This window comes from Dysgonomonas sp. HDW5B, assembly GCF_011299335.1.
Lineage (GTDB): Bacteria > Bacteroidota > Bacteroidia > Bacteroidales > Dysgonomonadaceae > Dysgonomonas_A.
In genome coordinates this window covers 1,739,273-1,760,866 of record NZ_CP049858.1, presented here as the reverse complement: position 1 = coordinate 1,760,866, position 21,594 = coordinate 1,739,273, and the positions used below count along the sequence as shown (strand labels likewise).

Genomic DNA, 21,594 nt, shown 5'->3' with positions numbered 1-21,594 from the left:
GAAACTAAATCTTACATAGATGAATGATGTCTTAAAAAATATAATACAGAATATACCGGATAAACCTGGATGTTATCAATATTTTGATGATAAAGGAAGTATTATATATGTAGGAAAGGCTAAGAATCTAAAAAAAAGAGTATCTTCTTATTTTACAAAGACGCATCACGACAGTCCTAAAACGCGTATACTGGTTAGTAAAATAAAAGATATAAAATATATTGTTGTAGATACCGAAGAGGATACTTTTTTATTAGAGAACAATCTGATAAAAGAATATCAACCTCGCTACAATGTAATGTTGAAAGATGACAAAACATATGCTTCTATTGTCATCAGAAATGAATTTTTTCCACGAATAATTCAAACCCGCAATATAGTAAAAGACGGATCACAGTATTTTGGTCCGTATGCCAGTGGAGGAAGTATAAAAGCATTACTCGAAACAATTCATAAGCTCTACCCTATTCGCACATGCAGCCTAAGTTTAACTCCCGAGAATATAAAAAACGGAAAGTTTAAAGTATGTCTCGAGTATCATATCAAAAGATGCCTAGGTCCATGTGAAGGTTTACAATCTTTAGAAGAATACAATAAGAATGTAGAAAGTGTACGCGAGATACTAAAGGGAAATATAAATATTGCAAGTAAGGCAATCTATGAGGAAATGCAAAATCTGGCTGCGGATTTTAAATTTGAAGAAGCTCAGAAATTGAAAGAGAAATATATATTAATAGAAAACTTCAAACAGCGATCGACCGTTGTTTCGAGCATTATGTACAATATTGATATTTTCGGCTACGACGAAGATAGTTCGGCAGCCTACATCAATTTCCTAAGCGTGCATAATGGATCGGTAATACGAGCGTATACTTTCGAATACAAGAAAAAGCTAGATGAGCAAAAAGAAGAGCTATTGGGACTCGCCATCCTCGAAATGAAAGATCGATTTCTAAAACTCGCCAAAGAGATAGTAGTGCCTTTCTTTCCTGATCTTATTCTTCAGGATACCGAATTTACAATACCTCAAAGAGGCGATAAACTGAAACTACTTAAACTGTCTATTCAGAATGTAAAACAGTATAAAATAGACAAGCTCAAAAAGGCCGAAAGCCTGAATCCCGAACAACGCTCTATAAGAATCGTAAAAGGGATTCAGAATGACTTACACTTAAAAGAACTTCCTATACATATCGAATGTTTCGATAACTCGAATATTCAGGGAACAAATCCTGTATCTGCATGTGTAGTATTCAAAATGGCAAAACCATCCAAACAAGACTACCGTCACTTTATGGTAAAAACAGTAGAAGGCCCTGATGATTTTTCGACCATGAAGGAAGTTGTATACAGACGCTATCACAGACTCAAAGAGGAGAAGGCTCCCCTACCCCAACTCATTGTTATTGACGGTGGTAAAGGACAATTAAGTGCGGCTTGCGAATCTTTAAAGGAACTCGAATTGTATGGAAAAATAGCCATCGTAGGCATAGCCAAAAGGTTAGAAGAAATATATTATCCGGAAGACTCTATTCCGCTCTATTTAGATAAAAATTCTGATACTCTAAAAGTTATCCAACACCTTAGAGATGAAGCCCATCGCTTTGGTATTACTTTTCACAGAAACCTAAGAAGTAAAGGACAAATTGTATCTGAACTTGATAGTATTAAAGGAATCGGAGAAGAAACAAAGAAAATGTTATTAAAGCATTTCAAAAGCATAAAACGCATTAAATCAAGCACATCGGAAGAAATAGAAGAAGTTGTGGGCAAACACAAAGCCAAACTTATCGGTGAGCATTTCAATAAAGACAAAAAAGACACAGACATCTAAATTAATGGTTAAGCAGAGCAATAAGATACAAAAAGTATCAAATTGACACAAAAACACGTAACAAACACTTAAACAATAAGCAGGCAAGAACAAATAGAAATTTCCCAAAACATAATTAACTATTCATTTGTTATAATAAGTAGAAAACATAAAATTATATCATTATGGAAAATCATTTACTTTCTACATTCAAAAGAGCAGTTAAAAATTGGTGGATATCACTATTAGTCGGCATTGTAGCCGTTGTAGTTGGCTTTATATGTATGTTTACGCCATTTGCCACATTTGCGGCAATCACACTCCTATTCGTTTTCTCATTTTTCGTTGGAGGAATTTCAGAAATCGTATTTGCACTTTCCAACAAAAATGTAATACATAATTGGGGATGGACGCTTGCAATGGGTATTATCGATTTGCTATTTGCCGTATTCTTATTAGCCAATTTAGATATTGCACCTCTTATGCTTTGCTATTTTATCGCCTTCTGGATACTTATTCAATCCATCTGGGGAATAGGTATGGCATTTGACCTTCAATCGGTAAGAAACAGCGGTTGGGGATGGGTACTGGCATTATCAATACTTAGTGTATTTGCCTCTATCATCTTATTGTTTCAACCCGCTATAGCAGGTTTATTTGCAGCATACATCATTTCTTTTGCATTTATTTTCTATGGAATACTAAGAATATTCCTGGCATTCAAACTGAAAACTTTGGTTAAATATTTACCGAAAGATCATGACGAACATCGTCTAGGAGAATGAGATAAAAAATAATAGAAATCTACTAACAGCACATTGACCAATGTGCTGTTTTTTTATTACCTACATACCCAAATTTATTCCTACTTTTGTATAAAATAAAATCAATTACAAGTAATGTAAGTTCGCAGAACTATTTATTACTTGTACTTAATAAGAAGTACAACCCTAGTTATATGTCAGCAAGTTTATCTATCAATAAATAAGGATACTAGGTAAAATAAGAGACAATAAAAAAACGGGGTGAAAAAGTGTCACTTTTGTAACCTTTGTAACCTTTTTATTCATTACAATCTGAAATACAGCATTTTAAAAAAGTGATAAAAGTACACACATAAGGGGCAAAAGTAACAAAAGTAGTACACCTAATCATTAAACTGCTGATTTTCAAACAAGAAAAAGTAACAAAAGTAACCATGCGTGTAATAATACAAAGGGTAAAACAAGCATCTGTAACAGTAGAAGGTAACATAAAATCAAAAATAGATAAAGGTTTGTTAGTACTTCTAGGTATAGAGGATTCAGACTCAGCCGAAGATAACGCCTGGCTATGTAATAAAATAGCTAATCTGCGCATTTTTGATGATAAGGAAGGTATAATGAATCTCTCACTAAAAGACATAAGTGCAGAAGTCCTTGTAGTGTCTCAATTTACACTTTTCGCTTCTACTCAAAAGGGGAACAGACCTTCTTATATCAGAGCCTCGAAACCGGATATTGCAATACGCATGTATGAGAAGTTCTGTAAAGAATTAGAAAAAACAATAAATAATAAAATCCAAACGGGCGTTTTTGGAGCCCATATGGAGGTCGAATTAATCAACGACGGGCCAGTAACCATTTGGATTGATTCAAAGGAAAAAGAATAGCTTAAAACGCGAAATATGACTATACAGGAAGCACAGAACAAAGTAGACGAATGGATAAAAACATACGGAGTCAGATATTTCTCCGAATTAACCAATATGACCATTCTTACCGAAGAAGTTGGAGAGCTGGCACGCATCATGGCACGGACCTATGGCGATCAGTCGTTTAAAAAAGCTGATCTCGACAAAAATCTGGCGGATGAAATGGCTGATATAATGTGGGTACTTATGTGTTTGGCAAACCAGACCGGAGTAGACCTTACGGAAGCTTTTAACAAGAACATGGAAAAGAAAACAAACAGGGATAAAAACCGACATATAAATAACGATAAACTGACTCAATCATGACTAGTACAAACAAGTATATTGATATTCTGAATCAATATAAAACTGCTATAAAAGACGAAGATATAGCAGCAAAAGTAGAGGAAATTATATCTAAAAAATTTGCAGAAAACAATACAGTTGAAGTATACAAAACCCTTTATTCATGTATTGATTTGACTACGCTTAATACTACTGATACTAAAGAAGATGTATGGAAATTTACCGAAAAAGTAAATGACTTTGATGGAACATACCCTGATGTAAATAATGTTGCGGCTATCTGTGTATATCCAAACTTTGCAGAAGTGGTAAAAGAAGCTCTTACTGCCCAAGGTGTAAAAATAGCCTGTGTATCGGGTGGATTTCCATCGTCACAAACGTTTACGGAAGTGAAGATAGCAGAAACAGCACTTGCCGTAGCCAATGGTGCGGATGAGATAGATATAGTTTTAAATCTAGGCTTATTCTTAGATGAAAACTACGAAGAATTATGCGAGGAAATAGACGAAATTAAACATGCTTGCCGTGATGCACACTTGAAAGTTATATTGGAAACAGGCGCATTAAAAACAGCTTCTAATATCATGAAAGCATCTGTATTATCATTGTACTCAGGAGCCGATTTCCTGAAAACATCTACCGGAAAGGTATATGAAGGTGCAAGTCTGGAGGCTACTTATGTAATGTGTACAGCAATTAAAGAATATACCAAGAAAACAGGTCGCAAAGTCGGTTTTAAAGCCTCTGGAGGCATTGTTACCACCGAAGATGCTGTGAAGTACTATACAGTAGTGAAAGAGGTTCTAGGAGATGAATGGTGCAATAATGAATATTTCAGACTTGGAGCAAGTCGCTTGGCAAACAATTTACTCGATACAATAAAAGCGTAATCACTGCTCAAGTTTTACTACACTATATAAAAATAAAAGGGTTATAATCTGTAAATTATAACCCTTTATTTTATTCGTCAATTTTCTTATATCTATCTCTGATTATCGAAAAAACAAGAAGAAGAATAACCGCAATAGCCACTAATTTTCCACCCCAAACATCCCAAAACGGAATCTTAGCTAAGCCGGCCAAATTCTGAATTTTATTCGTTTTAGCAATATTTTGAATATCACTTTCAGATAAAACTACATAATTATCATCATCGATATAGCCTACAATTTGCCCCTCGCCTTTTTGAAAAATAGGTAAAAATATAACTTCAAATACAGTGTACTTATAACCAAAATCAAATAATTTACCGTCACTGGAAGTATAATCTTCCGTATCAGGCAAATCACAAATTTTTATAACCTTATCATGGGCTCCCAAAGTGACCTGTGCTGCATATACCCCATTAGTGGAAATAAGATGGAAGAATGCTACAAAACCTAAAAGCAAGAGTATTTTTTTCATAAAATAATATCGTAAATCCTTAGACTTATTATCGCTCTGAACATCACAACAATCACAAACTGCCGGATGCTTAAAACATATTATTGAATACTTTTATTTACTTATTAAGCACTTTCTATTATTGCAGCATATCCGTATCTTTAATAGACACGTTCCACAACATATTCTACAGCATTTATCAAGGCATCTTTAACTTCGCCATTTTCCAATGTATCAATAATTTCAATAGCCTTTTTCCTAAATACCTCTATTTTATTGTATGCATAATCTATCCCCCCATTTTCTTTAGCAAAAGAAATAAGAGCAGAGATATCTGCATCAGAAAAATTTGCTTCCTCAATAATATGCATCATCTTCCGGGATTCTTCGGAATCAGTATTTTTTAAAGCATATAATAAAGGCAAAGTCACTTTTCCTTCACGTATATCATTACCCGTAGGTTTACCCACATTATTCGAAAAATAGTCGAAAATATCGTCTCTCAATTGGAAACAAACACCTAAATATTCTCCTAATTTTTCAAAACGACCAACCTGATCAGGGCTTGCACCAACAGACTGAGCACCTATTTTCATGCATACCGACAGAAGTGAAGCTGTTTTTTTCTTAATAACTTCGAAATATTCTGCTTCATCCAGAATTATTTCCTTAGCCAAAGATAGCTGATTCAGCTCACCTTCGGCCAAACTACGACCTAATCCGGAAATAGCTGAAATAATCTCCATATCACCAGTTAATACACTCTTGATCAATGCGGTTGACAAGAAATAATCACCTGCTAAAACTGCCATTTTATTATCATAAATAGCATTAGTAGAAGGTATCCCTCTTCTCATCTTCGATTCATCCACAACATCATCATGTATCAATGATGCAGTATGTAACAATTCGACCGTTACGGCAGAATGGTAGGTTGTCTCTGTTATTTCTCCACAAGCTTTAGCTGCCAACAATAACAAAATCGGACGAATATGCTTTCCGTCTGATTTCATTATGTAATCTATAATCTCCTGAATTCTAGGATTATTACAAAATATTGACTCTCTAAAATAAGAAGTAAAACGTTCGAGTTCTGAAGCTATTGGCTTAGCTATCAAAAGCTTTTTATCCATACTAAAATTAGTTGAATTGCAAATTTATAAATAATTCAGCTTTTAGAGGCATTTATTTGTAACTTTACTGAGAAATAGAACTATTTAACTAATATTTTGGTATGAAACTCTTTCTCTTAGACGCCTACGCACTTATATATCGGTCATATTATGCATTTATAAAAAATCCGAGAGTCAACTCAAAAGGTCTGAATACTTCGGCAATCTTTGGTTTTGTCAATACTTTAGAAGAAGTTCTAAAGAAAGAAAATCCCACCCATATTGCAGTTGCATTTGATCCGGCAGGACCAACTTTCCGACACGAAGCCTATGAGCATTATAAGGCACAACGTCTCGAAACTCCCGAAGATATCAAATTGGCAGTGCCTATTATAAAACAAATAATAGAAGCATACAATATAAAAATAGTAGAAGTGCCTATGTATGAGGCTGATGATGTAATTGGAACAATTGCAAAAAAGGCTGAAAAAGAAGATATGGATGTATTCATGATGACACCCGATAAAGACTATGGTCAATTGACCAGTGATCGGATTTTCATGTACAAACCAAAATTTGCCGGAAATGGTTTCGATGTATTAGATGACAAAGCTGTCATGGAAAAATACAACATTGCCTCTCCCCTACTCATGATCGACTTACTCGGTTTGATGGGAGACTCTTCCGATAATATACCGGGATGTCCGGGAGTCGGAGCAAAAACTGCCGAAAAATTAATTGCCGAATTTGGGACTATCGAAAATATTCTTGAAAATACTGCTAACATAAAAGGAACACTAAAAGACAAACTCGAAAATAATAAAGAGCAAATTCTTTTCTCCAAATTTTTGGCAACTATAAAAGTTGATGTTCCTATAGAATTTGAAAAAGAAGAATTTGAAAGAAGAAATATCGATGACGAAAAAATAGAACTCCTTTTTGAAGAATTAGAATTTCGAACACTCATTAATCGAGTTTTAAAACGAGAGACAAAATTTGTTCCTAAAAAAGAGGAAGCTCAAGGAGTTCTCTTTGAAGAATTCAAGGAAGATTCTCCAGAAGAAAAAAAATATTCGACTCTCATGGAGTTAAAAGACATGGTCTACTCTTATCATTTAATTGATAATGAAGAAGAAATGGTCAAATTAAAAGACAAATTACTAGGTAAAGATTTTTATTCATTTGACACGGAAACATCCTCTGTTGACCCTATTGATGCCGAATTAGTCGGAATGTCATTCTCTGTTGAAGAAGGCGAGGCGTATTATGTACCTATCTCCGCAGATTTCGATAAAGCAAAAAGTCAGGTCGAAATTTTCAGAGAAATTCTGGAAAACGAAAATATTCTTAAAATTGGTCAAAATATAAAATATGACATTATTGTCCTCAAAAAATATGGGATAGAAGTAAAAGGCAAATTATTCGATACAATGATTGCCCATTACTTAATAAATCCGGAATTGAGACATAATATGGATTATATGGCCGAAACCTATCTCAATTATAAAACTATTCATATAGATGAATTAATCGGATCTCGTGGAAAGAACCAATTAAACATGAGAGATCTATTTCCTAAAGATATTTGCAACTACGCTTGTGAAGATGCAGATGTAACTCTCAAACTAAAAAATATTCTTGAAAAAGAAATAGAAAAAAACGGTATAAGCCATTTACTATATGATATAGAGTTTCCATTGGTATATGTGCTTGCCGATATGGAATATACAGGGGTAAGACTCGATACCAAGGCTTTGAAAGAATCGTCAGAAAATCTGACCAAAGAAATGTTAAATATTGAGGCCGAGATATTTGAACTTGCAGGAGTAGAGTTTAATGTAAACTCGACCAAACAAGTAGGTGAAATTCTTTTCGACAAATTAAAGGTCATCGAAAAACCCAAAAAGACTAAAACCGGTCAGTATACAACCAGTGAAGAAGTACTGGAAAGTCTAAGGGATACTCATCCCGTTATCGGAAAAATATTAGAATATCGCAGTCTTAAAAAATTATTAAGTACATATATTGATGCACTCCCTTTATTGATAAATAAAAGAGATGATAAAATACATACATCATATAATCAAACAGTTACGGCTACAGGAAGATTAAGTTCGAGCAATCCCAATTTACAAAATATCCCCATCAGGGAGGGACATGGAAAGGATATACGAAAAGCTTTTATAGCCGATCCGGGATGTACTTTTTATTCGGCCGACTACTCACAAATTGAGTTAAGGATTATGGCACATCTTAGCCAAGATCCAAATATGATAGATGCATTTAATAGTGGAGAAGATATTCACGCTGCAACGGCTGCCAAAATATATAAAATCGCAATCAAAGATGTAACAAGCGATATGCGCCGCAAAGCAAAAACGGCTAACTTCGGTATTATATACGGTATATCTGTTTTTGGACTTGCAGAAAGGCTTTCTATACCTCGGGGAGAAGCTAAAGAGCTGATTGACGGATACTTTGAAACTTATCCAAAGGTAAAAGAGTACATGGATAATATCATTAATACAGCCAAAGAAAAAGGGTATGTAGAAACTATTCTAGGCCGTAAACGATACCTTCCGGATATTAACTCCAGAAATGCCACTGTACGTGGATATGCTGAGCGAAATGCTATAAATGCACCCATCCAGGGAAGTGCTGCTGACATCATAAAAATAGCCATGAATACTATCTTCGAACGCTTCAGAAATGAAAATATTCGTTCTAAGATGATTTTGCAAGTACATGATGAACTGAACTTTAACACCTTCAATGATGAATTGTCGCACGTGGAACAAATAGTTATTGAGGAGATGGAAAAGGCCTATAAACTAATAGTTCCTATTAAAGCTGACTCCGGCACAGGTAACAACTGGTTGGAAGCACATTAATTTGATATTTTACACCCATTATATGAATATATTATCTCAATTTAAAGAAAAATTGAAAAATGAAAAGAGTCATTTTTGGATATTTTTAGCCCTACTCGTCTGCTTGACAATATTTACAATGTTTCGTTATTCTATGTTTACTTTAGTAAGCGTAGGACATGATGCAGCCTTCCATTATAATAGATTTCTTATACTTATGGAAGCTTTGAAAAACGGGACATTCCCTACGTATATAGACAGCCAAGCAATTGATAATTACGGGTATGCTTCAAATTTATTTTATCCAAACTTCACTTTTATACCTTTTGCCTTAATCGGTAATCTTATCGGAGTTTTCAGAGCCTACCAATTGATGTATTTTGTTTTTACTTTATTAACAGGACAACTCACTTATCTATCTGTTTATAAAGTATTTAAAAATAAATATACGGCATATATAAGCGCTATTTTATACACCTTCTGTCTCTATAGATTACAAGATTATTTCGAAAGAGCTGCTATTGCAGAGGCTATAACATTTACTTTTCTTCCCATAGTATTTTGGGGATTGTATGAGGTTATCAAAGGCGATTGTAGAAAATGGTATATTTTGACTATTGGATATAGTTTATTTATATTGACGCATTTACTTTCTACTTTGTTATTATCTATTATTGTGACAGTTACGCTACTAATCTTTGTAAAAGATTTTATAAAAGAACCAAAGAGAATTCTATATTTAATTTTAGCCGGATGCTTCACGGTATTATGTTCTGCGATTTTTTTATTTCCCTTCTTTGAACAAACCATATCCGACTCTTTTAATTACGAAACTTTTAGCAGTTACCCTTTTGTTAGAATAGCTGCTAAAGAATTACCAAAGGCTCTTTTAAGTTATAGCTTTTTACCAAGCATTGGTATAACACTTATTTTACCTTTGATTACCCGATTTTTTATATCCGAAAAGGATAAAATGATAAGAAGCATCGACCTGTTTTCTATAGCCGCTTTTCTTATAATTATATATACTTCGGATCTTCTTCCTCTCTTTTTATATCCTAACTATATCTTTGGAAGAACTCAGTTTATATGGAGACTATTTGAATTTTCGAGCTTTCTATTAGCTTTATCTTGTGGGTATTATGTGACTAATTATTTAAAAGGGAATACTAAATCTTTCTTCTTTCTCTCGGGAATAATATTCCTATTATTTGCTTCTATTTACTTAAATAGTATGCCCTATAAACATGCAAAATGGGGAATAACAAATCTACCGGAAAGAGGAACTTCCAATAATTTCTTTCTAGGTTTTGCTGATAATATAGAATACCTCCCTATCCCGACAACTGTAAATAATTTAGTGGAAAGAGGTAATGTTATATCAAAAAAACATGCTGATACTGATATATATAATATAAAAAGATCGAGAAGTAAAATTGTATTCGAAATAAATACAATACATAACGAAATCATAGAGCTTCCTTTGACCTATTACAAGGGTTATTATGCCTACAATAATAAAGAAACAATAGATATTCAGAAAAGTAAAAACGGTCTCATAGAGATTCCGATTAATACATCTGGATTTGTTCAAGTAAAATTTGAAGGTACTTTTATTCAAAAAAATAGCTTATATATTACGTTAATTGCATTTCTTACTCTAACAATTTATGCATTTAGAAGAAAAATGTTTAATAAAATACAATCTTAAAATATGCTTGACGGATTTGCCGAATACGGATACATAGGGCTTTTTTTAGCCTCATTTCTTGCAGCCACAATATTACCATTTGGCTCCGAATTTGTATTTGCTGCTCTTATAGCAGCAGGTTTTGATATTTGGACATGCATCATCATAGCATCCGTGGGTAATTGGGTGGGAGGAATGACCAATTATTACTTAGGTAAATTAGGCAAACTGGAATGGATAGAAAAGTACTTGAAAATAAAAAAAGAGAAAATTGAAAAAATACATCTTTGGCTTACCGGTAAAGGTGCTATTATGGCTTTTTTCAGTTTCTTACCCATAGTGGGAGATGTTATTGCAGTTGCACTCGGCTATATGAGAGCCAATGTATATATTGTAAATATCAGCATGTTTGCAGGTAAATTTGCACGCTATGTACTTCTTGCATATGGAATTATATACGGAATTGAATGGTTAAGATAAAATGTAATAAATTATGTCAACATTATTATTTGATGAAATAGTTTTTGGACCTATTCACAGTCGAAGATTAGGTACTTCATTAGGAATGAATCTCTTACCATACGATGGAAAAGTGTGTTCATTCAATTGCATCTATTGCGAATGCGGATATAATGAGGATGGCAGAACCAAAACAGCTTTGCCCGATCGTAAGAATGTCGAGGCTGCTCTGGAACACAAATTATTGAAATTAAGAGAAGAAAATGTAAAGATAGATGTCATTACTTTTGCCGGTAATGGAGAACCTACCCTACACCCTCATTTTGCAGAAATAATTGATGACACCATAGAATTACGAAACAAATACGCTCCGGAAGCTAAAATAAGTGTTCTTTCCAATGCAATGCATATCGGTAAGGAAAGTGTGTTTAATGCTCTTAAAAAGATTGAGAATAATATACTTAAACTCGATTCGGCATATATTGATACAGTCAATTTAATAGATCAACCCAATTCTCCCACTTATAATATAGAGAAACAAGTTGAATTATTAAAAAAATTTAAAGGCTATTTTATTCTGCAAACCATGTTTGTAAGAGGTAGCCATAACGGAAAAACGGTTGATAATACTACCGAAAAAGAGATAGAAGGATGGCTGAACATTATAAAAGCCACTCATCCAAAAGAAGTAATGATTTACACTATAGATAGAGAGACACCCGAGAAAAATCTGGAAAAAGTTCCTTTGGAAGAACTCAAAACCATTGGAAAAAAGGTTGAAGAACTCGGAATAAAAATTAACATAGCAGGTTGATTGCTTTTAGCTCATAATGGATTACTTTTGTACACTAACTAATAACTAAACTATAATATTGTATTATGAATAATTTTCCTAAGTTCTTCGAAACCAATGAGTATTTCATAGATCAAAAAGTAAATTACTTTAAATTCGAAGCAGAATATAAAGTATTCGGTCAAGATGGTAACCAAATAGGTCTTATTAAACAACGAATATCTACAGGTCATAAAATCCTTCGATTATTTTTAGGTAAAGCTATGATGCCTTTCTTATTGGAAATTGTAGATACAGAAGGTAATACTCTTGCAGTAATAAAGAGAGGATGGACTTTTTTCATGTCAGAAATAGCTATATTAAACGGACACCATGAAATTCTTGGATTCATTAAACAAAAATGGGCATTTCTTAAACCTACCTTCCATATTATGGCTGCCAACAAAACCAAGATAGCAGAAATAAAAGGAGACTGGAAAGGATGGAATTTTGCCATATCAGAAGCTAATGGACAACCTATCGGAACAATCAGCAAAAAATGGGCAGGTGCAATGAAAGAAATTTTCACTACTGCCGATAAGTACAATGTTTCTATCAGAGAAGAATACAAAGAAAATACAGATAAAATAGTTGTAGTATCTACTGCAATTACTATCGATATGGTATTAAAAGAATCTAAATAAGAAGTAATTCAAAACTAGTATAAAAAGAGCTGTAGTATTAGAACTACAGCTCTTTTATATTAAATAATGTTTATAAAAATGAGTCCGGAAAAGACTATAAAAAGAAATGCGTAAATTTATAGAACTAATCAAAAAAAGAAAAAGATGGTAACAATAGTTTTAGCACATCCCTGGCATGGTAGTTTTAATAAAGTGATTTTAGATACAATTACTGACAAATTAGATACAGATAATCGTCCTTATCATGTTATAGATCTGCATAAAGACAATTTTAACCCTGTTCTGACAGAGTCAGAATTAGCTTTATATTCAAAAGGTGGATTTTCGGATCCATTAGTAGAGAAATATCAAAACTTACTAAAAAATAGCGACCATGTAGTATTTATATACCCAATATGGTGGATGAACATGCCGGCTATTTTGAAAGGATTTTTTGATAAAGTGCTTCTTTACGGATTTGCATACAATTATGAAAAAGGTTGGAATCCACTTCTCAATATCGAAAAATCTACTGTAATAACTACATCAGAACAAGCTACAGAGAATTTCAGCGAATCGGGTGATCCTGTTAATGACATCAATAAAAACTGCCTGTATTCTGTAGGAATAAAGAATGCAACATGGTTCAATTGCGATCACATCACATCGGGAAGTGATGAGCATAGAAAAGCATTTCTGGACAAAATAGAGAATCATTTTAAATCATAACAAATCCTACTTCATAAAGACATGAGATATATTCTAATAGCTGCATTAGCTTTTGCTTCACTTGTAAATATCAATGCTCAAGACATAAAACTGAATGAGCCGGTAAAAACAGGTGGAATTAGTGTAATGGAGGCATTTGCTAAAAGACAATCATCATCCGAGTTTGCAGACAAAGAACTCAGTATACAAGATCTGTCGAACTTACTTTGGGCTGCCAATGGTATTAACCGCGAGAATGGTAAAAAGACCGCTCCGTCGGCTCAAAATAGCCAAGATATCGATGTATACGTTGCCTTACCTAACGCAGTATATAAATTTGATGCTCAAGCAAACAATTTAATACTAATATCGGAAGGTGATTACCGAGGATTAGCAGGTGGAAAAAAGGATAATCCCCTACCCCCTTCTATTCTTTATATTGTAGCAGATGCGTCAACATACAAACCATCCGCCTACAACTCAATAGAACATATTACCGATATGAATAAAGTAGATGCAGGCATTGTATCTCAAAACATATCTATATTCTGTTCAGGAATGGGATTAGGCACTAAACCACGGGCACAGATGAATCACGCGGAACTAAAAAAGGTTCTTAAATTGAGTGACAGCCAAACATTGATGCTTAATCATCCTGTGGGATATTTAAAGTAAAATAGATCTGTACAGATCAAAAAATAACCTGATAGTAAACTATCAGGTTATTTTATTATAATTTTATTATCAAATACTTATAGTGTATTATTTCTTCTTCTCTAAATTAGCTATACGTTTTTCAAGACCCGGATGGCTCGAAAATAATTGAGTAGCTTTACTTGTTTTACCGGCACCCGCTTCTTGTTCCAATTTCAATAGCACACCTAACGATTGAGCCATTGCTTTAGGATCCTGATTAGCTTGTTTCAATAAATTGTAACCATAATCATCGGCAGCCGATTCTTGTTTTTGAGAGAATTGAGCACCAGCCAAAGCTTCACCTAAAGAACCCAATTGAGAGTCTGTTAAAGCAGCTGCAGTATTTCCGGTAGAACCTACTGCATCTTTAAGAGCCGAAGTAAGCAGAGCTGTTTTAAAAGCATCTTTAGAATCGTTATTTACCACATGCCCTATCTCATGTCCCATTACTGCAAGAATTTCATCATCAGTCATGATATCCATCAAACCAGCAAATACACGGATACTACCGTTAGCACATGCAAAAGCATTTACATCAACAACATAAAGAGCTTTGATATCTAGTTTTTTACCATTAACATTATCTATAGGAAACATGGCTGCAATTTTAGCCAAACGCTCTGCAGTTTCTCTTTTACCTTGGTCGGTATCTGTTACACTGCATACAGGATTGTGAGCATCTATCCAATCGATATATTCCTGAGCATACTGAGAAATTTCAGCATCACTCAAAGTCATAGCCTTCACTCCTTTTGTTGCAGCATCAGTTACTTTACCTACATTTATTTTTCCGAATTGTGCATTAGCAGCAAAACTAAAAGTGGCCAATAAAGCCAATGCTAAGAAATACTTTTTCATACATTTATTTTAATTAGTGATATTCTTTAGTGTGTAAATACAACTAGACTAATTCTAACGAAACAATCGGATAGTTTTTACCCTCTGCATCGCAATTCATATAACCTGTTCTTTTAAATCCTTTATATTCATAAAATCCTAAAGCTTGTGTATTCTGTTCATTCACATCCACCTTTCTCAATCCTAATGAATCTATGGCAAAATTAAGTAATTTTTTGCCTATTCCCATACCCCTCGATTCATTTTCAACAAAAAGCATTTCTATTTGATGCTCCGAAACCCCAAGAAATCCTTTTACAGTAAAGCATTCATCTTTAAAAACATATAATGTTACGTTTTCAAAATAAAGAGGTAAACGAGATTTATAAAACTGAAAATCTTCTTGCAAAAGAAAATCATGAGTAGCCAAAACTGCACTTTCCCATACATGGACTAAAACAGGATAATCTTTATCTGAAGCTTCACTAATCATTACTCTTTAATTCCGTATTTGTCCTTATAAATAGTAGTCTCTTTGAAGTTTTTTTCAAAAAGATCTTCAGGATAAGTAGGAGGTAAAATCTTTATAGAAGCCTCTTTCAGTTTATCATAATATTTTTCAATATCCTGTGGACTTAAATGTGAAAATGTAAGCTGATGAATTTTGAGAATATCTTTCTCACTAAGTTCATCCCTGTTTTTATCTAAAATATGGATGTCTTCTTCCGTCAGAACATAAACCTCAGGTACCCTTTGATGGGATAAAGACGATGAACCATAAATACCTATTACAAAGCCTATAACAAGAACAGGAATAGAAAGACCAAAGTATTTCAGACCTTTTACTAAGTTCGTTTTAAGCTTATCCTGATTATTGGAAAACATGGCTTTGGTAGCCAAAATACCACCGATAAACATCAGAATAATACCTATTCCGAGGATTACATATCCTATTATTTCTAAAAATTGAAACATCAAATTAGCTATTATACATTAAATCTAAAGTGCATAATATCGCCATCCTGAGCCACATATTCTTTACCTTCTACGCTCATTTTACCTGCTTCTTTAACGGCAGCCTCAGAACCTAAAGCAATAAAATCTTCGTATTTGATAACTTCGGCACGAATAAAACCTTTTTCGAAATCGGTATGTATAACACCTGCGCATTGTGGTGCTTTATAGCCTTTAATAAACGTCCAGGCACGAACTTCCTGCACTCCGCAGGTGAAGTATGTCTGAAGACCTAAAAGTTGGTAAGCGGCCTTTATAAGACGTGCAACCCCCGATTCTTCGAGACCAATTTCAGAAAGAAACATTTCACGCTCTTCGTACGATTCAAATTCAGCTATTTCAGATTCTATCTTAGCAGCTACCACAAGTATTTGTGCATTCTCTTCTTGTATCGAATCGCGTACTTGCTCTACATATTTATTTCCCGAAACTGCACTTGCTTCATCCACATTACAAACATACATTACAGGTTTGTAAGTAAGCAAGTATAATTCTTTAGCGGCCTTTTCGTCTTCTTTATTATCAAACTGAACAGTACGAGCCGATTTTCCTTGTTCCAAAGCTTCTTTGAACTGAATAAGAATGTCATACATGCGTTTAGCATCCTTATCTCCACCGGTTTTAGCTTGTTTTTCTACTTTTTGAATACGAGCTGTTACAGTTTCCAAATCTTTCAACTGCAATTCGGTATCAATTATTTCTTTATCACGAACAGGATTTACACTTCCGTCTACGTGAGTAATATTATCATCATCAAAACAACGCAATACATGAAGTATGGCATCTGTTTCGCGTATATTGGCTAAAAACTTGTTTCCAAGTCCTTCACCTTTACTGGCTCCTTTAACTAATCCTGCAATATCTACAATTTCTACCGTTGTGGGTAAAATACGGTTTGGTTTAACCAATTCTGCTAATTTGTTCAAACGTTCATCAGGAACAGTAATCACTCCCACATTAGGTTCGATTGTACAAAAAGGAAAATTAGCCGATTGGGCTTTTGCGTTCGATAAACAATTGAAAAGGGTCGATTTTCCTACATTAGGAAGTCCCACTATACCACATTGTAGAGCCATTATTTTATTTTAATTTTTTAATTTTCAAGGATGCAAAGATAGTCAAATTATACAAACTAATAATGTGTACTTTTACTTACTCTCCTTCAATAAACTTACATCCTACTTTACAAAGGTGACAAAACGGTACAAAAAACTCACACTTACTTGTACTTTCAGTACATTTTTTGTCACTTTCAGAAACAGTTGATTATCAATAGTTAAGATATAAAAAGATTACAAAAGTGACAAAAATTACACACACTTTTTATGTCTTCAATCGTACTGCTCCGATCCTTTACTTTATAGATAAAACAGACCTCTTTCAAACCAATTCAGTAATTATAAATTTTAGTGCTGCTGCGTTTATCACTGTGAAGCCATTGTATATATTTATCCCTGAATTTTGCAGGAGATTGTTTCTTTATAATATCTAAATAAGGTTCTACAAAATTGGGGTTGTCTTTACAAAACAAAAGAGTAAAATTTTGCATATTTATCAGTTCGAAATAAGGAATAATTTCTATTCTATCACAAAGAATAATAGCCAATTCACCCTTACTTAGCTTTCGTTTTAAGCATTTCGAATACACATTTGTTTTTGTATCATCTGTAAAAAAATCAGTCAATATATCCAATGCTTCCTCCTGATAATCAGAAATTTTCATAGCAGACTGGTTTTTAATTATATCTTTAGAATCCGATACTGTAGAAACATCCATTAATAAATCTTCAATTTCGCTCTTAGACTGCCCGCAAACTAAATTGGCATACAATATCAGTACAATACTTAAAGTAAGAGTTCTCTTATAAAAATTTGTAGATAACATAATTAAAACCTTTTACAATAAAGTTAAGGTGCCAGACCTTTTTGTTGATTACCTAAAAATGACAGCCCACAAAAGCTGCAAGACAAGACTTATAATTTTAAAGTCTCAGACCTATTTATTACTTCGACAAGTATAATAAATACAACTTGTTATGATTTAATAAAGTATCATTAAATACCGTCAATTACTTAAATATCTAAACATAAACAATCCTAATATAGATACTTTTCTCTGAATTTTTGAATATCTACCCCTAAAACATCAGTCAAATAATTTTCAACCGATCCGTGATCTTTTTTTATCCGATCTATACCAGCCTTTATAAATTCTTTTTTAACTTGAAATAAGGGCTTTAGATTAGGATTTTGAGCAATATACTGAGCATATTTGTCGCCAAGATAAGTATTAGAAGACAAATAATCATCAATAACCGTATTTTCGTCTACACCCAAGGCAAATAATACAAGAGCAGCTCCCATTCCAGTTCTGTCTTTACCCGCCGAACAATGAAACATCAAAGGAACATCTTTTTCCTCTTGTAACAAGGTGAAAAAATCTTTATATCTGTTTACACAAGATGTATCACTCACCAATAATACATTCATTTCCATCATAGCACTATCCATTTGCGATTCTTTAAGATCAGTCAAACTTTTAGCTGCTAATAAATTACCGGGGGTAATAGAATAAGCATAATCTGTTTTAACAGAAGCAGGCAATCTATCGGGAGAACGTTTAATTTCATCAGGAGACCTGAAATCGACTATCGAAACAAGAGAAATGCTTGATAGATAATTAAGATCATCGTCCGTCAGAGTATGCAAATCGTCTGATCTGAATATCCTACCCCACTTTACATATTTTCCGTCTGATGTTTTAATACCTCCCAAATCCCTGAAATTGTACCCTCCTGCCATAGGTAAATGACGTTCGGCCAGAATAGCTTTACCTTCGGGAGTTACCAATTGAAAATAGCTCCGTATACTATCGGGCACATTCAAAGGAAAGACACCACTACCCTCTCCTTCAGCTATTGGTTTCGAAAAATCTATATCTTCTACCGAACTTCCGGCATACAATATCCATTTACCAGCTGTTTCGATATTCAATTCGGCAGCTTTCGTTTCTTTGTTTCTTATGATAGATGCTTCACCCGATACATCTTTACCTGAATACTGAGCTTTATCTATTTTCATATTTGAGTCTTTACATGAGACCATAACCGATCCCATAACTAATAAACTTAAAATAATTTTTTTCATAATTATATAGTGAGGTCCGAGACCTTTTATTCTTTGAATAAATACAAGTAATAATAAAATATGTACGACACTTTTTTTAAAGGTATAACTATCTACAACTATTTTGCGTATCCAAGTAATAAATAGTTCTGAAAACTTAAATAGCTGAATTTACTTAAAAATATACAGTTATCCAAAAATGGGTTATCAACAATTGTATTATGTATTATTTATTCTTCTTTAAACTAAAAACTAATATGGTAGTAATAATAGCCTGTTGAAACTGTTTATTAGTATTTCGTATTTTTCTTGCTTTTTAAGTTACTATTGAATTTATGCAGACTTATATACATTTATCAACATTTTTTAGCATACTCATATAGTATGGTTTTCTGACTGTTATAGACTTTATTAAACGGGTGTTGATAACTATGAGTGTTTAAAAGTTTTATTTATTCACATTGTTAATAGTTGTTGATAACTGTATGATATTAAAAACAAAGATTTATGCTTAATAATTTTGTATTTCATGAATATCTTATATACTATTAGAGCTATCAACTTTGCAACTTTATTTTTCAGAAAATTATCAACAGTTATCAACACTTTATTGACAAGCATTCTTTTTCTCTTTTATTTTTTAGGAGGAAGGTTTTTACTGATATAGTTTTCAAGCTTCTTATTCTTTATCATTTTTTCGTACTTTTCTATATTAGCATCTTTGTTCATAAAGGCTCTGTTTTTGTTATAATAAGTAACAGCAGCTTCTATTCCTGCTGCAGAAGCCTTAATACGGTCTGCATTCTCATTTTCTATGGCATATTTACTCCATCCCATACTAAACGGTATCAATAATTGTGGATTAGTATCTACGAAATTCACCACTTTAGTATCTACTTCTACTGTCACAGCCGGACTTCCGACAAGCCATTGCATGAAAAAAGTTGCAGCATTTTGCCTTTTATCATTGTCCATCCCCATCGAACGCCATAAATACCAGTCTATAGCTTCCTTTATTTCAGGTTCATACTTATTGTAGTCTTCCCGTAACAAAAAAGAATATTCTTCAGGAACATTGTATTTAGGAGTAGTATTTGTTTGTGCAAATCCCATCACAAACACAAATATAAATGTGAATATAAAAACAGACTTTTTCATAATGTTTATTTTAAGTAAAAGAACGTATTTAATGAGCGTTTTAAGACTATAACAATTTATAGCTGTTTTGTTTACCTGAATAAGAAATAATTCTGCTAACTTATTTTATTTTTTTGAATCGAATGAAAATGCTTAGAGGTAATCTTTTCCCCGATTTTTCGGGTATCAAAAGTTCTCCATATTGATATGATTCGATAGCAGGAAAGTAATTTTTAATTAAGTTTTCAGCTATTACCGGCGAAAATCCCATCGAATAGAGATTAAGTATAAGAAATGAATTTTCGTTCTCTAGTAATTCATGGCAGATCGACATCAGTTCTGCTATGTTTTCTTCCAGAATCCATCGTTCGCCATCAGGACCACGACCATAAGCAGGAGGATCGAGAATAATACCGTTGTATTTTTTGCCTCGTTTTATTTCACGTCTGCAAAATTTGAGAGCATCTTCGACAATCCATCTGATATTATCGAGGTTCGAAGCCTCCATATTTTCGCGTGACCATGTAATAACCTGTTTAACAGAATCTACATGGGTAACATCAGCTCCTGCACTTTTCGCAGCAATAGAAGCACCTCCTGTATAAGCAAAAAGGTTTAATACTTTGGGTTCACTTACATCGAAGCTTTTGATGGTATCATAAATAAAATTCCAGTTTTCGGCTTGTTCGGGAAATATACCTACATGTTTAAAAGAAGTAAGCCCTAAACGAAATTTAAGGTGCATATCCTTATAATCATAGTTAATAAACCACTGATCGGGCATTCCTTTTTTCTGAATCCATTCTCCCCTTTCGCTACCATCCTGTGACGATTTTCCCTTTTCGCGTCTGAAAATAGCATCAGCCATGTCTTCCCATTCTTTTTCCGGCAGCGATTTTTGCCATACTGCCTGAGGTTCGGGGCGTACCAGGATGTGTTTTCCGAATCGTTCGAGTTTTTCATAATTACCCGAATCTATTAACTCATAATCTGTCCAGTGCTGAGGTTCTAAAAGAAGCATAAAGTGGAGTTTTTTTAGTAAAATATCTAAGTACAGCATTTAAAACTGAATCTAAAATGCAATAAATAGATGGTACATAGTACTTAATATCAAGGCAAAGATACGATATTTGTAATATTTATCTACTTTTGAAAAGACTCATATTTCAAGTAGCAGAAAGTATTTAATATTACATTTTAAAGCTATAATTACCAATTGTTTTTATACTTGGATGGACAATAAATACGTCTGAGACCTTAAAATAGTTGAGATTTGTTATTTTTTCGGATTGTAAATGAGAAATACAACAATAAAT

At 33.4% G+C, this 21,594-nt stretch carries 22 protein-coding genes; 12 read left to right on the top strand and 10 right to left on the bottom strand.

Annotated features, from left to right (window positions below; all coding sequences use genetic code 11):
* Nucleotides 1–19: 19 nt before the first annotated feature.
* The 5 genes from uvrC to deoC all read left to right on the top strand — a co-directional run bounded on the left by uvrC (nucleotide 20) and on the right by deoC (nucleotide 4,681).
* Nucleotides 20–1,834, top strand: coding sequence for an excinuclease ABC subunit UvrC (gene uvrC, locus G7051_RS07190; protein ID WP_166199217.1), 1,815 nt, complete (start codon nucleotides 20–22; stop codon nucleotides 1,832–1,834).
* Nucleotides 1,835–1,998: 164 nt separating this feature from the next.
* On the top strand, nucleotides 1,999–2,598 hold the full coding sequence (locus G7051_RS07185) for an HdeD family acid-resistance protein (RefSeq protein WP_166113133.1): 600 nt from the start codon (nucleotides 1,999–2,001) through the stop codon (nucleotides 2,596–2,598).
* A gap of 413 nt (nucleotides 2,599–3,011) precedes the next feature.
* Nucleotides 3,012–3,464, top strand: coding sequence for a D-aminoacyl-tRNA deacylase (gene dtd / locus G7051_RS07180; protein ID WP_166199216.1), 453 nt, complete (start codon nucleotides 3,012–3,014; stop codon nucleotides 3,462–3,464).
* Between the two features lie 15 nt (nucleotides 3,465–3,479).
* Complete coding sequence (locus G7051_RS07175) at nucleotides 3,480–3,812, top strand: nucleotide pyrophosphohydrolase (RefSeq protein ID WP_166113127.1); 333 nt, start codon at nucleotides 3,480–3,482, stop codon at nucleotides 3,810–3,812.
* Nucleotides 3,809–4,681, top strand: a complete 873-nt coding sequence (gene deoC / locus G7051_RS07170; protein ID WP_166199215.1) for a deoxyribose-phosphate aldolase — start codon at nucleotides 3,809–3,811, stop codon at nucleotides 4,679–4,681. The genes G7051_RS07175 and deoC overlap by 4 nt, the downstream gene beginning before the upstream one ends.
* Before the next feature lie 70 nt (nucleotides 4,682–4,751).
* On the opposite strand, the gene G7051_RS07165 is transcribed toward deoC, so the two are convergent.
* Both G7051_RS07165 and G7051_RS07160 read right to left on the bottom strand, forming a co-directional pair.
* Entirely contained in the window at nucleotides 4,752–5,195 is a 444-nt protein-coding gene (locus G7051_RS07165; RefSeq protein ID WP_166199214.1) for a hypothetical protein, read from the bottom strand.
* 140 nt (nucleotides 5,196–5,335) lie between these two features.
* Complete coding sequence (locus G7051_RS07160) at nucleotides 5,336–6,307, bottom strand: polyprenyl synthetase family protein (RefSeq protein ID WP_166199213.1); 972 nt, start codon at nucleotides 6,305–6,307, stop codon at nucleotides 5,336–5,338.
* A gap of 101 nt (nucleotides 6,308–6,408) precedes the next feature.
* Between G7051_RS07160 and polA the strand changes: the two genes are divergently transcribed.
* From polA to G7051_RS07125, 7 genes are all read left to right on the top strand, one after another.
* A complete protein-coding gene (gene polA / locus G7051_RS07155; protein ID WP_166199212.1) occupies nucleotides 6,409–9,177 on the top strand; it encodes a DNA polymerase I in 2,769 nt (922 codons plus the stop codon).
* A gap of 118 nt (nucleotides 9,178–9,295) precedes the next feature.
* The gene (locus G7051_RS07150) at nucleotides 9,296–10,867 is read left to right on the top strand and encodes a hypothetical protein (protein ID WP_166199211.1); all 1,572 of its coding nucleotides are present in this window, start codon (nucleotides 9,296–9,298) and stop codon (nucleotides 10,865–10,867) included.
* Between the two features lie 3 nt (nucleotides 10,868–10,870).
* Entirely contained in the window at nucleotides 10,871–11,326 is a 456-nt protein-coding gene (locus G7051_RS07145) for a YqaA family protein (RefSeq protein ID WP_166199210.1), read from the top strand.
* A gap of 13 nt (nucleotides 11,327–11,339) precedes the next feature.
* Complete coding sequence (locus tag G7051_RS07140; protein ID WP_166199209.1) at nucleotides 11,340–12,119, top strand: radical SAM protein; 780 nt, start codon at nucleotides 11,340–11,342, stop codon at nucleotides 12,117–12,119.
* Nucleotides 12,120–12,184: 65 nt separating this feature from the next.
* On the top strand, nucleotides 12,185–12,781 hold the full coding sequence (locus tag G7051_RS07135; RefSeq protein ID WP_166113069.1) for an LURP-one-related/scramblase family protein: 597 nt from the start codon (nucleotides 12,185–12,187) through the stop codon (nucleotides 12,779–12,781).
* Nucleotides 12,782–12,925: 144 nt separating this feature from the next.
* A complete protein-coding gene (locus tag G7051_RS07130; RefSeq protein WP_166113066.1) occupies nucleotides 12,926–13,489 on the top strand; it encodes an NAD(P)H-dependent oxidoreductase in 564 nt (187 codons plus the stop codon).
* A gap of 21 nt (nucleotides 13,490–13,510) precedes the next feature.
* Nucleotides 13,511–14,143 carry a SagB/ThcOx family dehydrogenase gene (locus tag G7051_RS07125; RefSeq protein WP_166199208.1) on the top strand — a complete coding sequence of 211 codons (633 nt, stop codon included), beginning with the start codon at nucleotides 13,511–13,513 and terminating at the stop codon, nucleotides 14,141–14,143.
* 87 nt (nucleotides 14,144–14,230) lie between these two features.
* Here G7051_RS07125 and G7051_RS07120 read toward each other — a convergent pair whose 3' ends face one another.
* From G7051_RS07120 to G7051_RS07085, 8 genes are all read right to left on the bottom strand, one after another.
* A complete protein-coding gene (locus G7051_RS07120; protein WP_166199207.1) occupies nucleotides 14,231–15,022 on the bottom strand; it encodes a M48 family metalloprotease in 792 nt (263 codons plus the stop codon).
* Between the two features lie 43 nt (nucleotides 15,023–15,065).
* Complete coding sequence (locus G7051_RS07115) at nucleotides 15,066–15,494, bottom strand: GNAT family N-acetyltransferase (protein ID WP_166199206.1); 429 nt, start codon at nucleotides 15,492–15,494, stop codon at nucleotides 15,066–15,068.
* Nucleotides 15,494–15,976, bottom strand: coding sequence for a hypothetical protein (locus G7051_RS07110; protein WP_166199205.1), 483 nt, complete (start codon nucleotides 15,974–15,976; stop codon nucleotides 15,494–15,496). The genes G7051_RS07115 and G7051_RS07110 overlap by 1 nt, the downstream gene beginning before the upstream one ends.
* A gap of 11 nt (nucleotides 15,977–15,987) precedes the next feature.
* Entirely contained in the window at nucleotides 15,988–17,091 is a 1,104-nt protein-coding gene (gene ychF / locus G7051_RS07105; RefSeq protein ID WP_166199204.1) for a redox-regulated ATPase YchF, read from the bottom strand.
* A 314-nt stretch (nucleotides 17,092–17,405) separates the two neighbouring features.
* On the bottom strand, nucleotides 17,406–17,900 hold the full coding sequence (locus G7051_RS07100) for a hypothetical protein (protein WP_166199203.1): 495 nt from the start codon (nucleotides 17,898–17,900) through the stop codon (nucleotides 17,406–17,408).
* A gap of 212 nt (nucleotides 17,901–18,112) precedes the next feature.
* Complete coding sequence (locus tag G7051_RS07095) at nucleotides 18,113–19,162, bottom strand: tyrosine-protein phosphatase (RefSeq protein ID WP_185155008.1); 1,050 nt, start codon at nucleotides 19,160–19,162, stop codon at nucleotides 18,113–18,115.
* 612 nt (nucleotides 19,163–19,774) lie between these two features.
* Nucleotides 19,775–20,299 (bottom strand): hypothetical protein, encoded by a 525-nt coding sequence (locus tag G7051_RS07090; RefSeq protein ID WP_166199202.1) that lies wholly within the window; start codon nucleotides 20,297–20,299, stop codon nucleotides 19,775–19,777.
* Nucleotides 20,300–20,399: 100 nt separating this feature from the next.
* The gene (locus tag G7051_RS07085; RefSeq protein WP_166199201.1) at nucleotides 20,400–21,299 is read right to left on the bottom strand and encodes a class I SAM-dependent methyltransferase; all 900 of its coding nucleotides are present in this window, start codon (nucleotides 21,297–21,299) and stop codon (nucleotides 20,400–20,402) included.
* Between the last annotated feature and the right edge of the window lie 295 nt (nucleotides 21,300–21,594).

Excerpts from the sequence above, each read along its gene's own strand:
- uvrC (WP_166199217.1), top strand. The coding sequence starts at position 20 with ATGAATGATGTCTTAAAAAATATAATACAGAATATACCGGATAAACCT.
- G7051_RS07185 (WP_166113133.1), top strand. The coding sequence starts at position 1,999 with ATGGAAAATCATTTACTTTCTACATTCAAAAGAGCAGTTAAAAATTGG.
- dtd (WP_166199216.1), top strand. The coding sequence starts at position 3,012 with ATGCGTGTAATAATACAAAGGGTAAAACAAGCATCTGTAACAGTAGAA.
- G7051_RS07175 (WP_166113127.1), top strand. The coding sequence starts at position 3,480 with ATGACTATACAGGAAGCACAGAACAAAGTAGACGAATGGATAAAAACA.
- deoC (WP_166199215.1), top strand. The coding sequence starts at position 3,809 with ATGACTAGTACAAACAAGTATATTGATATTCTGAATCAATATAAAACT.
- G7051_RS07165 (WP_166199214.1), bottom strand. The coding sequence starts at position 5,195 with ATGAAAAAAATACTCTTGCTTTTAGGTTTTGTAGCATTCTTCCATCTT.
- G7051_RS07160 (WP_166199213.1), bottom strand. The coding sequence starts at position 6,307 with ATGGATAAAAAGCTTTTGATAGCTAAGCCAATAGCTTCAGAACTCGAA.
- polA (WP_166199212.1), top strand. The coding sequence starts at position 6,409 with ATGAAACTCTTTCTCTTAGACGCCTACGCACTTATATATCGGTCATAT.
- G7051_RS07150 (WP_166199211.1), top strand. The coding sequence starts at position 9,296 with ATGTTTCGTTATTCTATGTTTACTTTAGTAAGCGTAGGACATGATGCA.
- G7051_RS07145 (WP_166199210.1), top strand. The coding sequence starts at position 10,871 with ATGCTTGACGGATTTGCCGAATACGGATACATAGGGCTTTTTTTAGCC.
- G7051_RS07140 (WP_166199209.1), top strand. The coding sequence starts at position 11,340 with ATGTCAACATTATTATTTGATGAAATAGTTTTTGGACCTATTCACAGT.
- G7051_RS07135 (WP_166113069.1), top strand. The coding sequence starts at position 12,185 with ATGAATAATTTTCCTAAGTTCTTCGAAACCAATGAGTATTTCATAGAT.
- G7051_RS07130 (WP_166113066.1), top strand. The coding sequence starts at position 12,926 with ATGGTAACAATAGTTTTAGCACATCCCTGGCATGGTAGTTTTAATAAA.
- G7051_RS07125 (WP_166199208.1), top strand. The coding sequence starts at position 13,511 with ATGAGATATATTCTAATAGCTGCATTAGCTTTTGCTTCACTTGTAAAT.
- G7051_RS07120 (WP_166199207.1), bottom strand. The coding sequence starts at position 15,022 with ATGAAAAAGTATTTCTTAGCATTGGCTTTATTGGCCACTTTTAGTTTT.
- G7051_RS07115 (WP_166199206.1), bottom strand. The coding sequence starts at position 15,494 with ATGATTAGTGAAGCTTCAGATAAAGATTATCCTGTTTTAGTCCATGTA.
- G7051_RS07110 (WP_166199205.1), bottom strand. The coding sequence starts at position 15,976 with ATGTTTCAATTTTTAGAAATAATAGGATATGTAATCCTCGGAATAGGT.
- ychF (WP_166199204.1), bottom strand. The coding sequence starts at position 17,091 with ATGGCTCTACAATGTGGTATAGTGGGACTTCCTAATGTAGGAAAATCG.
- G7051_RS07100 (WP_166199203.1), bottom strand. The coding sequence starts at position 17,900 with ATGTTATCTACAAATTTTTATAAGAGAACTCTTACTTTAAGTATTGTA.
- G7051_RS07095 (WP_185155008.1), bottom strand. The coding sequence starts at position 19,162 with ATGAAAAAAATTATTTTAAGTTTATTAGTTATGGGATCGGTTATGGTC.
- G7051_RS07090 (WP_166199202.1), bottom strand. The coding sequence starts at position 20,299 with ATGAAAAAGTCTGTTTTTATATTCACATTTATATTTGTGTTTGTGATG.
- G7051_RS07085 (WP_166199201.1), bottom strand. The coding sequence starts at position 21,299 with ATGCTTCTTTTAGAACCTCAGCACTGGACAGATTATGAGTTAATAGAT.